Raw genomic sequence first — 13,732 nt, 5'->3', positions numbered from 1 at the left:
AGTGATCAAGTGAGCCCGGGGGGAAAGCTGGTACTACTTGGCGAAGGTGGAGGGTGGCTGATGGTCATGATCGCTTGGTGCAGAAAAGAAAGGTCATGCCGGGGCACCCGCCAGCCACTACCCGAAGGGGGAAACCAAGCGAGGCACGTCATGTACAAGAGAACATTGAGCAAGGGGATCTTCGCCCTCGGCTTTCCGCTGGCCGCCATGATGGGCACCGCCCATGCGGCGGCCCCGGAAATGTCCGCGGAAGAAATGGATCGCGCCGGTGATATCTACTTCCAGCGCTGTGCGGGTTGTCACGGCACCCTGCGTGGCGGCGCCACCGGTCCGGATCTGCTGCCCGAAACCACCCAGGAGCTGGGCCAACGCCGTCTGGAGAGCATCATCACGCTCGGTACCGAAGGCGGGATGAACAATTTCGACGGCATCCTGGACGAGGAAGAGATCACCCTGATCTCCAAATATATTCAGCAGACGCCGGAAGAACCGCCCGAGATGTCGCTCTCCGACATTCGCGACACCTGGAAGATCCTGGTGCCGCAGGAGGAGTGGCCCACCGAGCCCCAGCACGACCGCAACTGGGAAAACTTCATGGTCACCATTCTGCGTGACCGCGGTGCCATGGGCATCATCGACGGCGACACCAAGGAGCTCGTCACCGAGGCCGAGACCGGCTACGCCGTACACGTGGCCAAGGAAAGCTCCGACGGTCGCTTCTGGTACGTCCAGGGCCGTGACGGTCGACTGTCGAAGATCGACCTGTGGATGGATCCGCCCCAGGCAACCGCCGAGGTGTTCATCGGTATCGACGCCCGTGACGTGGCCGTCTCCCACTATGGCGAGTGGAAGGACAAGTACGTCATCGGTGGTGCCTACTGGCCGCCGCACTTCGTCATCGCCGATGCCGAAACCATGGAGCCGCTGAAGGTCGTCTCCACCCGCGGCTACGATACCGAGGGCAACTACGTCCACGAGGCCCGTGTCGCGGCGCTGTACAACACCCCCCATGCGCCCAGCTTCCTGGTCAACGTCAAGGAGACCGGGCAGATCTGGCAGGTGGACTACTCCGATCTGGACAACCTGCGGGTGGACATGATCGAGAGCGCCGAGTTCCTGCACGACGGCTTCCTCGATCCCACCGGTCGCTATTTCCAGATCGCCGCCAACTTCAGCAACAAGATGGTGTTCACCGACACCGTGGAGCGCAAGCGGGTGGGCATGCTGGAAACCGGCCAGATTCCCCACCCCGGCCCGGGCGCCAACTGGATCGACCCGGAGTGCGGCCCGGTGGCGGGCACACCTCACCTGGGTGAAGGCCGCATGACCGTCTGGGGCAACGACCCCGAAGGGCATCCGGACCAGGCCTGGGAAATCTGCTTCTCCGTGGAAACCGACGGCCCGGGGCTGTTCATCCGCAGCCATCCGGAATCCGGCAACGTCTGGATCGATCAGGCCATGCATCCGGAGGCCGATGTGAACCAGTGGGTCATGGTCATGAACAAGGAGACCCGCGAGTTGACGCCGATCCATGTGGCCGACCGCCCCGCCGAGCATGACGCCGTTGCCGTGCACATGGAATACGACCAGACCGGCACCGAAGTGTGGGTCTCCATCTGGGCGCGTGGCCGTGGGCATCAGGATGATGGTGCCATCGTGGTCTACGACGACAAGACCCTGGAAGTGAAGGCGGTCATCGATGGCCTGCACACGCCGACCGGCAAGTTCAACGTCTACAACCGCAAGAACCACACCGGTTGATCGCCGGCCGTACCGCCGGGGTTCCCATGGAGCCCCGGCCCCTTCTTCAGCCGTTTCACTCCGCCCCGGGGGTCGGAGCGGCTGGGAAAGGGGCCGGACAACACCACCTCGACCAGGCGGCAAGGCTAATTAGGGCAAGAACCGAGCCATGACAATTTCGGGAGACTGACATGAAAAGGGAGCGTCTTCGCAACTGGCGCAAGTTCACCATCATGGGGGCATCGCTTGGTGCCGCCGTGATATTTTTCGTTGCCGGCATCCTGTTCTGGGGTGGCTTCAATACCGTGATGGAAGCCACCAACAGCTTCAGGTTCTGCAGCACGGCCTGCCATGAGATGAGCTGGGTGCATGAGGAATATCTGGATCGCCCGCACTACCAGAACGCCACCGGGGTGGGCGCCACCTGTTCGGACTGCCACGTGCCGGACGCCTGGGGCCCGAAGATGATCCGCAAGATCGAGGCCAGCCGTGAGGTGTGGCACTGGATGCTGGGTACCATCGATACCAAGGAGAAGTTCGAGGGCAAGCGGCTGCAATTGGCCGAGAACGTCTGGCATTCCATGCTGCGTACCGACTCACGCGAGTGCCGCAACTGTCATGACTGGTCGGCCATGGATCTCGAGCAGCAAGCGCCGCGTGCCGCACGTGAGCATGCCCGTGGCTTCGAGCAGGGTCAGACCTGCATCGAATGCCATCAGGGCATCGCCCACGAGCTGCCGCAAGACTGGGATGAGTCCGAGGTGTGGCTGGCCCGCTTCGAGCATGACGAGCCGGTCACCGACCTTCCCGAGCGTGGCGAGCCCGAGATGCCGCTGGAAGCCGAGGACCTGGGTGAAGCCGTGGCCGCCGAGGGAGACATTGCCTCGACCCTGGACTGGGACGATATTCCAGCGCTGGACATGACCCTGTTCCTGCCGGGGCAGGCTTCCATTGAATGGATCCAGGATGGCAGCGCCCATGGTGGCGGCCGTGCCTTCAGCTTTGGCGATCGCTGCCTCTGGTGCCACCAGGACGAAGAGGAGCAGATCGGCCAGCTCGCCGTCAGTGCCGAGAAGATCGAGACCTATGACCTGGGTGGCAAGCGTGGCCATGTGCCGATGACCGTGCAGGCCTCCTTCGACGACGACTACCTGTTCATGCGTTTCCAGTGGGAAGCCGGTGAGCATGCACCACTGCCCTTCGTGGATGGCGGCATGATGGACCCGGACAACCCCGTGAAGCTTACCGTCAGCTTTTCCGACGACCGTGTCGACATGGCCGATCGCGCCGGCTGCTGGGCCAGCTGTCACCACGACTCCGCCTACATGCCGGATGCCCCCGAGGCGGAAGCCCTGGCCGCGGGCGAGCTGGCGGAGCGTCTCGACCTGATGAGCGACAATGGCGTCACCAAGTACCTGACCGAAAGCCGCACCGAGATCGAGATTCGCGGTCGTCGCGGTGCCGCTCGCGGCGGCTGGGACAAGCTGAAGGACGAACAGGAGATCCGCGAGCTGCTCGACGGAGGGGTCTACCTGAACGTGTCGCGCTTCAATAGCGGCGATGGTTCCACCGAGTCCGGCTATATCCTCGACGAGCGTCACTTCGCCGACAGCCAGGCGGTTGTCTTCAGCGCCGAGGAACAGGACGGCATGTGGACCGCCTACCTGACCCGCGCCCTGCGCACCGGGGTGGAAGGCGACAAGCCGCTTTCGACCGATGGCAAGTACAGCTTCAACGTGGCACTGCACGACGATCATGCCGACTCACGCTTCCATCATGTCTCCTGGCAGTACGGCCTGGCGTTCGACGCCGAGATCCCCGGTGATTTCGACGACGACATGGTGGAAATCAACGCGACGCGCATCTCTCGGTGATGCGCGGACGCCAGCGGAGACATTCACATGGCAAGACGATTTCCGACGCTTGGTTCCACCATCCTGGCCACTCTGCTGACAGGCGGGGTGGCCCAGGCCAACGAACATCGGGTGGTGGAGAAAAACGGGGCCGATGATGAGACGTAATCAGCACGCGAAACGGCCGGGCAGCCTGTACGCTGAGTGGAGACATATAGAGGAGTTGGCATGGCGATGACCACTCGACCCACAGCATGGTTCGGCGGACTGTTGACCTCTCTGGTACTGGCGGCAGCCGGAACGGCGATGGCGGCGGAAGGCCTCCGGGAGGATCCCAGTGGCTATCGCGGCGCCGAATTCGGCATGTCATCCGAAGCGGTCTTGGCGCGACTGGAAGCGGACTCGGTGATCAATGTCTCGGTCGAGGAGACCGAGGCAGGCGACCTGATCATCGACGGTGAGCTTCGGGTTGACGGCGAGCCGGAAACCGATGTGCGCTATGTTTTCCCGGACGGTCGCGATCAACTCGCTCTGGTCGTGGCGTTTCACCCCCAAGTGGACGACTTCGCCGGCGTGAAGGAGCGGCTCGAGGCGCGCTACGGCCAGCCCTGGGAAGGCGAGATGGCCGACTGGTGGTTCGAGCAGCTCAAGGATGGCATGCCGGAAGAACCGGCCAGCCTGACGGTGTGGGGCGGCGGCGGTAACGAGCTGCGTGAGCGAGGCCGCTTCGTGCGTCTCTGGGCCTTCGAGGATCATGTCTCGGTGGAGTATCTCGATACCCGGCTTTTCCGCTGAGGGGCCCTCTCAGCCGATGGCGTGCTTCTTCATGCGGTAGAGCAGGGTATCCCGGGTCAGGCCGAGCAGGTCACCGTCGCGCTCAACGAGCCTGGCCGTACCCTGTGGGCCAATCTCACCACCCGGTTCTGAGGCGTCTCAAGGGGCGATGCGAGCGTCGGCCCGCCGATATGCGCAGAGCCTTCGGCCGCTCATGATGGGATGCCGAGGGCCTCGATCAGCCCCAGGAAGGGCAGCAGGGTCAATGCCAGGATGGCCAGCACGGCCAGCGCCACCAGCAGCACCTGTATGGGGTGGCGCAGCAGGCGTCGCCACAGGGTCGGCAGCTCGCCGCGCTCCGCCAGATCCGCGTGCTCCTGCCGGAGGCGCCGGCGCCTTTCCTCCTGGTAGCGGTCGATCACCGCTCGGGCGGCGTCCTTCTGGTCGTCGTGGCGCAGCCAGATCGCCTCCACCCCCAGGCGCCAGAATCCGGCCTGGGTCTCATAGGTGTCGAAGCCGTGCTCGTCGAGCAGGCGGCGGATGTCCTCGGCCTCGTCTGCGGGCACATTGCCCAGCCGAAACAGCAGTACCGACATCAACGCCTCCCACGGTAATCAGAGATGCTGGAGTATGCCATGCCCAGCGGGGCGCTGCGTTCAATCGGCGTCTCGGCAGGACCGCTCTGCCCGGGAGATGGCCTCATCGGCACCGTTCAGGTCGAAGCTCATGAACCAATAGTCCTCTTCGCCGCGGTCGAAGCGTAGCCGCAGCGTCTCACCGTTGCGCATCTCATCAACGAGCAGTGCCTGCTCATCCAGATAGAAGTTGACGTAAAAACCGCTGTCGCCGCGCTGGGTAATGAACTCCGCCATGCCGTTATGAATGGTGTCGTGGTCGACGCGCAGATCACCGGGAACCAGGTTCGCCACCCGGCTTTCGGCCTGGTTCTCGTCGAGTTCGACACGCACTTCGAGCCAGGGCAGGTCGCAGACACCGGGCGTGTAATTGAGACTGAGGATGGAATCGCTGTAGCTGTGCTGTTCAAGGGCGCGAAAGTGGCGCTCGTTACCCAGCGACAGGGTCAGGGAGTGCCAGTTGCCGTGTTGCTCGATATCGCCGGTGTTGAAGCTGGTGGCTTGGGCCGGCGGCGAGGCGAGCGGACTGCCCAGCAGTAGCATGCCCGTTAGTAGAACAAGTGGCCATGGGGGAGTGAACGAAAGGCGCGCCCGGTTGGCGGTGGTCTTGGTCATGAGCCGGTTTCCTGGATGACAGGGCTGCGATGGTAGCATTCGCCACCGTTCGCGCCGACCGCTCCTCGAATGTTTGCTGCCTAGTGCCGGTGGCCGTGCATGCCGTTGCCATGTGCCTCGTCGCGCTGCATGTCATTGTGCCTGTCGGCGTCCATCCTGCCCAGCTCGGCCAGCAGCTCCAGGTCGATGTCGTCGAAGGCCAGGACCCGACCGCCGTGCGTCTCCTTGAAGGCATCGGCATGGTGTCGCTCGCGGAACGAGGCCAGGGTATGCCCCATGGCGCCGCGTCGCTCATGCTCCACGACATACCACGCCTCGCTGGCCAGGATGAAGGTGTCGTCGGTGGGGCTCTCCCAGGGAGTGACCGCGACATCATGCACCCAGGCGTGGCTCAGTTGGGTCTCGTTTTCCGGCTGCAGCAGGAAAGCGAACATGTCGGTGGTGGAGCAGAACTTTCGCACCGCCTCGTCCCGGTTCAGATAGACCTGGCCCTTGGGGCCGGGCAGCTCGCTGATCAGCATGCCGCACACGTGGCAGCTGTCGCCATCGGTGATCGGCTGGGCCGGGGCCAGGGCAGCCGGGCCGGCATCGTTACCGCAGCCGGCCAGCAGCAGCGTTGACAGGACCAGGGCAGTGAAGGCGGTGCGAATCATGGTGACGTCTCCGGAACGTAGGGGGGCCTCAGGCCGAGTGATGACGGAAGCGCAGAATGGCCAGCCCCAGCGGAGCCAGGATCCAGCCGATCAGCACCAGTACCAGCCAGCCGAGATGGAAGGCGCTGTCCTGGGCGATGGCGGTAACGCCGGTATAGGCCTGGGCGGAATCGAACCCGACCATATTGATCAGGCGGAAGCCGTCGGTGGGATTGAGCAGCAGCAGCCAGGGCAGCCAGTCGCCACCCCCTTGAACGCTGACCAGCAGCGCCAGCAGGCCCAGATCGAAGACCAGCACGAACAGAAACCAGACACCCAGCGCCAGCCCGGCGGCACGGGCCTTTTCGCTCACCCAGACACTGATCAGGTAGGCGAAGGCAATGAAGACCCAGCCCAGCAGCACGCTGCTGAGGATCAACAGCCCCATGCTGGAGGCGAGCTGGGCGATATCCACGCCCTCGGCGCCGAAGGCGATCACCACCCCGGCGATGCCGAAGCCGAGCGCGGTGGCGGCGCCAAGAATCAGGCCGTGGCCGAGGAACTTGCCGAGCAGCAGCGAGGTACGGCTCAGCGGGTAGGTCAACAGCAGCAAGAGGGTCCCGGCTTCCTGTTCGCCGACCACGGCGTCGTAGGCCAACAGCAGGGCGATCAAGGGAATCAGGAACACCGCCAGCGTCGACAGGCTGACGACGGTGGTGGCCAGCGAGGTGAAGCCCATGCCACCGCTGGCGGCAGCACCGAACCAGGCGATGCCCACCGCCAGGGCGGCCAGGATCAGAGCGATGGCCAGCACCCAGCGGTTGCGCAGGCCATCCTGGAACTCCTTGCGGGCGACGATCAGAGTGGCGTTCATGAGAGGCCTCGTGTGTCGCGGGTCGGGAGCGGTGCGGAAAAGTGCGCGTACAGGTGCTCGAGGGTCGGGGGCAACAGTTCGATGTCCTCGACCCCCGGTGTATCGGCAAGGCGCCTGAGTACCGCCATCTTGGCCGAAGGGTGGACGCCGAGCTCCAGCACATGACCGTTGAGATGGCGTGGTGTCACCCGGGTCTCGTCCCAACCGCTTGCCCAGTCGGTGCCCGGCCAGCTGCCGCGAGCCCGCACCGTCAGCGGCAGGGCCGCTTCGCGGCGCAGCTCGTCGAGGCTGCCCAGCGCCAGGCGGCGCCCGGCGCCGAGGATCAGGGCGCGGTCGATGTAGGGCTCCACACCGGGCAGCACGTGGGATGACAGCAGCACCGTACAGCCCCGCTCGCGCAGCTCCCTCACCGTCTCGTAGAAGTCGCGGGTGGCGGCGGGGTCGAGCCCGGTGGTGGGTTCGTCGAGCAGCAGCAGCTGTGGGTCTCCCAGCAGCGCCTGGGCCAGGCCGAGGCGCTGGCGCATGCCCTTGGAGTAGGTCTTGACGCGTCGGTTGGCGGCCTCGGACAGGCCGACACGCTCGAGCAGCTCACCCACCTGCCGCCTGTCGACTCGCTTGAGGCGGGCAAAGTAGCTCAGCACTTCGCGACCGCTGAGCTGTTCATAGAAACTGACGTTCTCGGGCAGGTAGCCCAGTCGGCGGCGCAGCGTCTCGGCATGGGGGCCGTCGGGGGCGCCGCCGAGCACCTTGAGTTCACCGCCGCTGGGCGAGATCAGCCCGAGGATCAGCTTCATGGTGGTGGTCTTGCCGGCGCCGTTATGGCCGAGCAGCGCCAGCACTTCACCCTCGTATACGCTGAGATCGAGGGCATCGAGTCGGGTCAGGGCACCGTGGCGCAGGGTGAGATTGCGGCATTCGATCACCGGATTCATGGGCGGATGCCTCCAATGGGGGGTTCACGCATCAGTGGGGCGCTGTCGCGGACGCCCTGGGCGCGGAAGATCGGGAACTGGCGCTGTACCCAGCGTAGTGCCACGACGGCAGGGCTGTGCATCAGCAGCCGTGCGCTGGGGTAGCGCCACAGCAGCCGGTCCACGGCATCGTTGGGTTCGTAGGCCGTGTCGCCGACACCATCGCCCGCGAGGTCCCAGCCCAGGTAGTCGCTCCAGTAGTTGCCCTTGCCGTCCACCGACCACTCCTGGGTCCGGGTGGATACGTACATGACCTGCTGGCGATTGTTGATGAAGGCGTTGTGGTACAGGCGATTGTTTTCGGACCCGGCGGTGAGGTGAATGCCCAGCTCGCTGTCGGCCACCCGGTTGTTGTGGATCTCGTTGGCCTGGGAGTTGTAGATGAATAGCGCCTTGCCCTCGGCACCGAGCGTTACGCCATGCTCGTCTCCTTCACCGGCCATGCCGTGCCAGGCGGTGATACCGCTGATGTCGTTGCCGGCAATGGTGCTGTAGTTGACGTAGTTCATCAGGATGCCGTAGTTCCGGTCGTTCTCGGAACGGTTGTTCAGCACTTCGAGGTCCCGGGACATCATCAGCGCATAGCCGGCCCGGGTGCCGCTGGTGTGGTTGTCGATGAGAAGGCTGCCATGGGTGAACATGTAGTGAATGCCGAAACGGGAATCGCGCAGGCGGTTGCCGCGGAATTCCAGGTCGCGGCTGGTATCGACGTAGATGGCGTCGCGGGCATCGCGGATGTCGTTGCCGGCGATCAGGCCACCGTCGATATTGTAGAGGCGAATGGCGTCGCCGCGATCCTGGGAGCGAACCTCGGTATTGCCGGTGATGCGGTTGCCGATCAGGGTCGGTGCCTCCGCATGCCAGAGCCAGATACCGAAGGCCACGTTGTCCATGGTGATGTCTTCGACATGCAGGCGATGGGCGCCTCTCTCGCCATGGATACCGGCGTTCATGTCGGTCAGGTTGTATCCGGAGTTGCGCAAGGTCAGGCCTTCGATGCGCACATCGGCAGCCGTGACCCGAATCACGTCGCCGTGTCCCTCGGCGTCGAGGATGGCGCCGGGGTCGCCGCGAAGGGTCAAGGGTTTGTCGATGATGATATTGCCGCGATGAACCCCTTCACCGAGCAATAGCTCGCTGCCGGGAGAGGCGTCGTCGATATGGGACTGCAGGGAGCCATGATCAGGCTCGATGCGCTGTGCCGAGTGCGCGAGAGGCGCCAGCAACAGCAAGCAGCAGCTGACAAGGATACGTAGCAACACGGCAACCTCTTGCTCTGAAGGGGCCGGCCCCGAAGGGCCGGCCGGGGACATCATGCCTCGACCAGCATCCGTCCTGACATTTCCATGTGCAGGGCATGGCAGAACCAGCTGCAGTAGTACCAATGCACGCCAGGCTTGTCGGCGATGAAGGTCGCCGAGGAGGTCTGCTGCGGGTGGACCTCGAAGTTGACCCCGTGGTTGACCATGGCAAAGCCATGGCTGACATCCTCGATGTTATCGAGATTGGTCACCACGACCGTGACTTCATCACCCTGCTTGACCCGGAACTCGGTCATGCCGAAGTTCGGCGCCACGGAGGTCATGTAGACGCGTACCTTGTTGCCGTCGCGAATGACCTTGTTCTCGGTTTCCAGGTTGACGCCGTCGGCCTGGGCCATGGCCACGGTCTCGGCGAAGTAGGGGTCGTCGCGACTGTAGATGCGTGCCGGGTTGAGCTGGTCGGCGCGGATCATCAGCGCATCGTGGGGCTCGGCGTAGGTCGGGCCATCGTGGATGAGCTGCATCCGCTCGCCGGAAATGTCGATCAGCTGATCGTTCTCGGCGTGCATCGGTCCCACCGGCAGGAAGCGGTCCTTGGAGAACTTGCTCAGCGCGGTGAGGTATTTGCCGTCGACGTCGCGGCTACAGGCCAGGGTGGCCTTGAGGTGGCCGATGTTGTAGTGCACGTCGATGCGGTCGCGGATGTAGTTCACCTCCTCGCCGTCGTAGGCGCGAATGGCGTCCTCCACGTTCCACTTCACCACCTGGCTGTCGAGGAACAGCGAGGTGTAGGCGTTGCCACGGTTGTCGAACGTGGTATGAAGCGGACCGAGGCCCACTTCCGGCTCGGCGACAACGGTATCGCGCGGGTCGTCCAGGCCACCGTCGAACCACTCGCCTACCCGCGACCACTCGATGACGGTACAGGTCGGCGACAGCTTGCCGCTGACCACGCAGTACTTGCCTTCCGGCGGCATGGTGTTGACGCCGTGCGGGCTGCGGGGAGTCGGCACGTAGAGGGCATAGGGGTTGCGGCCCTGATGCGCCTGCTCGCGAGCGTCGACCACTGGGACATTCGAGTCGCCGATGGTGGTGTAGTCGCCGTTGGCGACCGCCTGGTCGATGGCCGGCACGTCGAAGATCACCGTCCAGTCCCGCTCGGGGCCCATCATCTCCGGCAGGGTCATGCCGCGGGCCGAGTTGTAGCACGAAGCCGCAACGAAGCGGCCGGTATAGTCGGTGTCGCAGTTGTCGAGGTTGCCATCGACGAGGGCCTGCCACTTGATCTCCATGGTGTCGGCGTCGATACAGGTCATCATGGTCCAGTACTCGGACGGGTTGTCCATGTTCTGGCCGTTGTTGGGCTGTGGAATGATCATCTCGCCAACCGCAAAGACGTCTTCGGTCTTCGGCACGCGCTGCAGGGTCAGGCCATGGATGGCCTGGACGTTGGGGATGTCGATGATCTTGTCGGCACGCATGATGTCCAGGCGAATGCGTGCGACCCGGGTGTTGGCCTTGTCGTTGATGAAGCAGTAACGGCCATCATAGCGGGCATCGGTGTAGCTCACCTTGGGGTGGTGGGTGTCGCCGTTGAGCGGTGCGTTCGGTCCCAGCACTCGCTTGGATTCGTTGGTGATACCCCAGCCGGTGGCGCTGTCGACATTGAACACGGGAATGCGCAGCAGCTCACGCATGGAAGGGATGCCGAGAATACGCACTTCGCCGGAGTGACCGCCGCTCCAGAAACCGTAGTATTCATCCAGTTCACCTGGCGCGACGTCATGCTCGCTGCCTGCGGCTGCCTCGGCGGGGCGGCTGCCCATCAGGGTGCCGGCGCCGAAACCGCCGGCCAAGCCGGCCCCGGCGACGCCGGTTACTGCGCTGTTGCGCAGGAAGTGCCGGCGGCTGAGGTCTTTGATGTTCTCATTCTTGTCACTCATGGTTCACTTCTCCTCGAGAGTGGGAATGCGCTGCAGATTGGCCTGGCTGCCCTGCGCAGCATCGGCCGGGAACGTTTCGATGCCACCCGTTTTCGAAGAGGCCCTGGCGGCCTTTTCGAAGCGCTTGCGGCGCTTGACCATCGGCGGGCACCGCTGGTCGTCGTGGTAGGTCACCTGGCAATCGAGACAGTAGTGGCACTCGTTGGCATTGATACGGCCGTCGGGATGAATCGCGGCGACCTCGCACTCGTTGGCACAGATCTGACACGGGGTGCCGCAGCTGCCGCGATGGCGCTTGAGCCAGTCGAACAGACGCAGGCGGGCGGGAATCGCCAGGCCGGCGCCCAGCGGGCAGACATAGCGGCAGTAGGCCTTGTGGGTGAAGGCGGAAACGGCCACCAGGGCGAGCGCATAGAGCAGGAAGCCCCACTCGCGCTGGAAGCGCATGGTGATGGCGGACTTGAAGGGTTCCACCTCGGCGTAACGCTCGGCGGTGCCCAGCGAATGCAGCGAGACGGCAAAGAGCCCCAGCAGGAGGATGTACTTGATCGCCCACAGTCGCTCATGCAGGGCGAAGGGCACCTCGAACTGGCGTACGCGCAGCTTGCGTGCGGCCTTGTTGACCAGGTCCTGGAGCGCACCGAAGGGGCACAGCCAGCCGCAGAAGACGCCGCGACCCCAGAGCAGGAGCGTGACCGCCACGAACGACCAGAGGATGAACATCATCGGGTCGATCAGGAACGACTCCCAACTGAAGCCGCTCATCAGCGAGTGTACGAAGGTCAGGATATTGACCACCGAGAGCTGGGCCAGGGAGTACCAGCCGATGAAGACCAGGGTGTAGATCAGAAAGCCGATGCGCAGCGGGACGAAGAGCCGGGGGTGGCGCACCAGCACGTCCTGAAACAGCATGATGGCGGTGAGAACGCCCAGGCCGAGGCCGAGAACCACGATCTGGAACGTCTTGTCGCGCCATACCTGTACCCACAGCGCCTCTTCCACCGGCGCTTCGAAGCGCTCGACGTAGGCATCCGGAATGCTGTAGTCGGCATTGAAGCGCACGAACTCGGTATCCAGCGCCCCGGTGGCGCGCCTTACCAGCAGGCCAAGCTGCCAGGGCTCGCCCGGGTCGAATTCGGCGTCCTCGCGAATCACGAAGATATCGCGCTCGGCGAGGCTGGGTGCCCCGTCGATACCCAGGCGCACGATGCGGCTATGATCGCTGTCCTGGAAGGTGACGGTGGTGTTGCCCTGGGAGACATCGATGCGGTCGAAGATGCCGCCGCGCACATAGCCCGAGCCCTTGAAGGAGTAGTCGCCTCGGCCCATCACCGCGATGGCATGCTCGTTGTCGCCGAGCCGCTCCATGACCTGCTCATAGACCCGGTCCCCGAGCAGGTTGCGGCCAGCGGTGGGGGCGTTGAGGTAGGTAATGTATAGGTCGATGAAGGTTTCGTCGGGTGCATTGCGACCCGCTTCCGGCGCATGCTCGGCCGGCGTGCCGACGAAGGCCTCATCGATCTCGCCATGTGACAGGTGCAGGCGCCGGATGGTGCCGTCGCCTACCAGGGTTTCCCAGTCGGCCGGCTCGAACACGTCCTGGCGCACGCGGGCCGGCAGCGTGGCGGCCGGGTCGGGGATCAGCCCCTGCTCGGCGGCGACGCGGCGGGCGGCACGCATCACCGTCTCGGTGACCACGATCACCGTTACCGTGGCGCCGGAGATCGAGTCCAGGGCTTCGCCGACCCTGAGCCGCTCGCTGACGTGATGGGGGATATGGGCACCGGCAAAGTCTTCCAGCCGCTGCTCGGGAATACCCACCAGCATGATCGGCTCTTCATGGTCCAGGATGGTCGAGAGGGTGATGTGCCCCTCCAGGTCGAAGCCGACCAGCAGGTTGACCGGCTTGCCGGAGTAGGCCGGGATCGGGGCGATGTCCACTGTCTCGAAGACGTAGCCGAGCAACTCGTCGCCGGCGTAAACGCCTTTGGCCGGGTGCTCGCCTTCGGCACGTTCCAGGTGCGTCGCTTCCGGAAACACCGACGTCACCTGGCCAAGCTCGATCGCCTGGGCAGGCAGCATGACGGCCAGCAGCATCAGGCCCAGTAGCCAGGGATGTGCGAAGGTCAGGAGAGCGGAGCGCCGTATCGACATGGAGCTGTCCTTGAGGCTCGGAACCTGTGGCACTGCGACAGCCGGGCCGGTGAGGTCTGGCAACGCACAGCAACAAGTAGATGAAATGAATCTTTTAGGTCCTTGAAAAGCCCGGTGACAACGTCTGACCAGGGCGACTATGGCACCATGATGCCAGTTGCACCCCCGGGTCGAATTGACGTGGGTCATGACCTAACGTGACGAAGGCCAAGGGAAAGGCTGCAGTCGTGTTGGCTGTTGCCAGAGCTGGCGAGGTGAGACGGGCGGAGAGGAAAGGAA

General features: G+C 64.2%; 11 protein-coding genes. 3 read left to right on the top strand and 8 right to left on the bottom strand.

Features of this window, described 5'->3' with window-relative positions; genetic code table 11:
- Window positions 1–150: 150 nt before the first annotated feature.
- The 3 genes from C1H69_RS12155 (at window position 151) to C1H69_RS12145 (ending at window position 4,388) form a co-directional block, all read left to right on the top strand.
- A complete protein-coding gene (locus C1H69_RS12155) occupies window positions 151–1,761 on the top strand; it encodes a nitrite reductase (RefSeq protein ID WP_102653676.1) in 1,611 nt (536 codons plus the stop codon).
- A gap of 170 nt (window positions 1,762–1,931) precedes the next feature.
- Window positions 1,932–3,614 carry a NapC/NirT family cytochrome c gene (locus C1H69_RS12150; RefSeq protein WP_240609927.1) on the top strand — a complete coding sequence of 561 codons (1,683 nt, stop codon included), beginning with the start codon at window positions 1,932–1,934 and terminating at the stop codon, window positions 3,612–3,614.
- Between the two features lie 207 nt (window positions 3,615–3,821).
- Complete coding sequence (locus C1H69_RS12145) at window positions 3,822–4,388, top strand: hypothetical protein (RefSeq protein WP_102653675.1); 567 nt, start codon at window positions 3,822–3,824, stop codon at window positions 4,386–4,388.
- Between the two features lie 191 nt (window positions 4,389–4,579).
- Here the strand turns inward: C1H69_RS12145 and C1H69_RS12140 are convergent, their stop codons facing one another.
- The 8 genes from C1H69_RS12140 to nosR all read right to left on the bottom strand — a co-directional run bounded on the left by C1H69_RS12140 (window position 4,580) and on the right by nosR (window position 13,453).
- Complete coding sequence (locus C1H69_RS12140) at window positions 4,580–4,963, bottom strand: DUF6164 family protein (protein WP_102653674.1); 384 nt, start codon at window positions 4,961–4,963, stop codon at window positions 4,580–4,582.
- Between the two features lie 60 nt (window positions 4,964–5,023).
- Complete coding sequence (locus tag C1H69_RS12135) at window positions 5,024–5,617, bottom strand: hypothetical protein (RefSeq protein ID WP_240609926.1); 594 nt, start codon at window positions 5,615–5,617, stop codon at window positions 5,024–5,026.
- A gap of 80 nt (window positions 5,618–5,697) precedes the next feature.
- A complete protein-coding gene (locus tag C1H69_RS12130) occupies window positions 5,698–6,270 on the bottom strand; it encodes a nitrous oxide reductase accessory protein NosL (protein ID WP_102653673.1) in 573 nt (190 codons plus the stop codon).
- A 28-nt stretch (window positions 6,271–6,298) separates the two neighbouring features.
- Window positions 6,299–7,123, bottom strand: a complete 825-nt coding sequence (locus C1H69_RS12125; protein ID WP_102653672.1) for an ABC transporter permease — start codon at window positions 7,121–7,123, stop codon at window positions 6,299–6,301.
- Window positions 7,120–8,055: an ABC transporter ATP-binding protein gene (locus C1H69_RS12120; protein ID WP_102653671.1), complete on the bottom strand. Its 936-nt coding sequence runs from the start codon at window positions 8,053–8,055 to the stop codon at window positions 7,120–7,122. The genes C1H69_RS12125 and C1H69_RS12120 overlap by 4 nt, the downstream gene beginning before the upstream one ends.
- The gene (locus C1H69_RS12115; protein ID WP_240609925.1) at window positions 8,052–9,356 is read right to left on the bottom strand and encodes a nitrous oxide reductase family maturation protein NosD; all 1,305 of its coding nucleotides are present in this window, start codon (window positions 9,354–9,356) and stop codon (window positions 8,052–8,054) included. Before C1H69_RS12115 ends, C1H69_RS12120 begins: the two co-directional genes overlap by 4 nt.
- A gap of 50 nt (window positions 9,357–9,406) precedes the next feature.
- Window positions 9,407–11,299 carry a TAT-dependent nitrous-oxide reductase gene (gene nosZ / locus C1H69_RS12110; RefSeq protein ID WP_102653670.1) on the bottom strand — a complete coding sequence of 631 codons (1,893 nt, stop codon included), beginning with the start codon at window positions 11,297–11,299 and terminating at the stop codon, window positions 9,407–9,409.
- 3 nt (window positions 11,300–11,302) lie between these two features.
- Window positions 11,303–13,453: a transcriptional regulator NosR gene (gene nosR, locus C1H69_RS12105; RefSeq protein ID WP_102653669.1), complete on the bottom strand. Its 2,151-nt coding sequence runs from the start codon at window positions 13,451–13,453 to the stop codon at window positions 11,303–11,305.
- Between the last annotated feature and the right edge of the window lie 279 nt (window positions 13,454–13,732).

It is taken from the genome of Billgrantia endophytica, assembly GCF_002879615.1.
Classification (GTDB): Bacteria; Pseudomonadota; Gammaproteobacteria; order Pseudomonadales; family Halomonadaceae; genus Halomonas; species Halomonas endophytica.
Note: the sequence above shows the minus strand (reverse complement) of the source record. Positions and strands in the feature narration are given on the sequence as shown.